Source organism: Chamaesiphon polymorphus CCALA 037 (genome assembly GCF_003003845.1).
GTDB classification, from domain to species: Bacteria; Cyanobacteriota; Cyanobacteriia; order Cyanobacteriales; family Chamaesiphonaceae; genus Chamaesiphon; species Chamaesiphon polymorphus.
The window spans coordinates 1-2,259 of record NZ_PVWO01000714.1 but is presented as its reverse complement, the minus strand read 5'-3'; the positions used below and the strand labels follow the sequence as shown (position 1 = coordinate 2,259).

At 46.2% G+C, this 2,259-nt stretch carries 1 protein-coding gene; it reads right to left on the bottom strand.

Annotated features, from left to right (window positions below; all coding sequences use genetic code 11):
• Positions 1 to 99 precede the first annotated feature (99 nt).
• Positions 100 to 2,073: an ABC transporter ATP-binding/substrate-binding protein gene (locus tag C7B77_RS28610; RefSeq protein WP_106313064.1), complete on the bottom strand. Its 1,974-nt coding sequence runs from the start codon at positions 2,071 to 2,073 to the stop codon at positions 100 to 102.
• Positions 2,074 to 2,259: the final 186 nt, after the last annotated feature.

The following is a 2,259-nucleotide window of genomic DNA, read 5'->3' as shown; positions in this document are numbered from 1 at the left end:
GAGGTTATCTGTAAAAATAAGTTTTCTAGCATAAACCCGCCCCTACAGATGGTTTGTTTTGTTGTGAATTATTGGTTGATAGTGGTAGGGTTGTCCATATTACAAGATGACTTCTGCGACCGAAATCGGACGTTTGATTTTCAAACTATTGAGATAACCGATCGGATCTTTGGAGTTGAATGGAATGCCGTCGAATAACTCGATCGCATTGAGACCGTAATCGACATCAAAACCTAATTCTCGCGATCCGGTACTAAAAGTACTCGTCCGACAAACCCGCTCCAAAATCTCGACCCAATTGCGGGGGAATGGGGTAATTCCCCAGCGCGCCATTTGCGTAATAATCCATAATTGTTCGGTACGACTGGGGCGATTTAAACTAGTACCAAAAAACTGCGGATGAGCGTATTCTTTGTGTGGATCGTGGATACCAGTGTCCTTAAGCGGATCGGCAATAGTGATATACTCTGCTTTCATACCGAGATATTCTTTGCGCGCGAGCAGGTGACGAATTTCATCGACATTATTCGGATCGGCACAATATTTACACGCTTCGAGTAATGCTTTGACTAAGGCGATATGCGTATTTGGATAAGCGTTTGCCCAATCTTCTCTGACGCCCAATACTTTGCCGGGATGACCGTTCCAAATCCCTAAATCGGAGGCAATTGTAAAGCCTTTACCTTCAACTGCTGCCCGATAATTCCAGGGTTCGCCGACACAATAACCATCGATCGTACCTGCTTTGAGATCCACGACCATTTGTGCGGGGGGAATCGTCATCAGATTGACATCGTTATCGGGGTCGATACCACCAGCAGCCAACCAATACCGCAATAATAAATTGTGCATTGAAGATGGGTGTACCATCCCAAAGTTGTGGCGTTTATTGGGGGTATTGAGGATAAATGTGTGGAAGTCATCGAGAGTTCTAATATTCTGTTGATAGAACTCTTCTTTGAGGGTAATTGCATTACCATTGCGCGCCATCGTCAGGGCTGTGACTACTGGTAACGGTACATCATTATTACCGCCCAAACTCAACCATGCAGGCATCCCAGAGGGCATTTGAGCGGCATCGATGTAGCCACCGCTAATGCCATCGACAATCCCCCGCCAGCTCGATTCTCGTGCCAATGTAACTTCATCCAAACCATGTTTGACAAAGAAGCCTTTTTCTTTCGCGATCGCCAGTGGCGCGCAAGCAGTTAACGGCACGAATCCGAGTTGAATATTAACCTTTTCTAAACCATGTCGCGCGACGACGGTTTGCTTTTGAGCGCGAATTTTTTTAACCCGTTTTTGTTGGTTGAGAAAATAGATCATCTCACTTCGCAAGCTATAATAGCTAGGATGTTCGACTACTTCTAAGCGTTTGCGCGGACGCGGAATATCGACATCTAAAATCTGACCGATTTTCGATTCGGGGCCATTTGTCAGCATGATAATTCGATCGGACAATAATAACGCCTCATCGATATCGTGAGTAACCATTACCGCCGTAACGTGATTCTCTTCGCAAATCTGCATCAACCGTTCTTGCAAACCGCCGCGAGTCAGCGCATCTAACGCCCCAAATGGCTCGTCTAACAGCAATACTTTCGGACGAATCGAAAATGCCCTGGCGATCGAAACTCGCTGCTTCATGCCCCCAGAAAGTTGCCCTGGTTTCTTATCTACAGCATGGCGCAAACCCACCATATCGATACTTTCTTCGATAATATGTTCGCGCTCGGCTTTGGGCAAACCTTGGAGTACTTTATTCACCGCCATCGCAATATTTTCGCGGACAGTTAACCACGGCAACAGCGAATAATTTTGAAATACTACCATCCGATCGGGGCCTGGTTTGGTTACGGGCGTATCGTCAACCACCACCACACCATCAGTCGCCCCATCTAAGCCAGCAATAATATTTAAGAGGGTCGATTTACCACAACCGGAGTGTCCGATTAGGGAGATAAATTCACCCTTACGCATGTTTAAATCGATACCTTTTAAGGCAATATAACTACCGCCATTCGCGAGATCGAATGTCTTTCCAACTTGGTCAACTGCAACAAAAGTACTCATCTTTATGTGCCTAAAATATTTGTAAGGTGGGCAATGATTAGTGACTACTGGCTTCGTTTTGGGTTGATTTACCCTCCCTTATAAAGGCTATCCATTACCCACAGATTTTGGAGTAGTGCCTAGTTTGAAGTTACTGGTGCTAGAGAACCCGGATCTGGGGGGAGGCTTCCCCCCAGACCCCCCCGT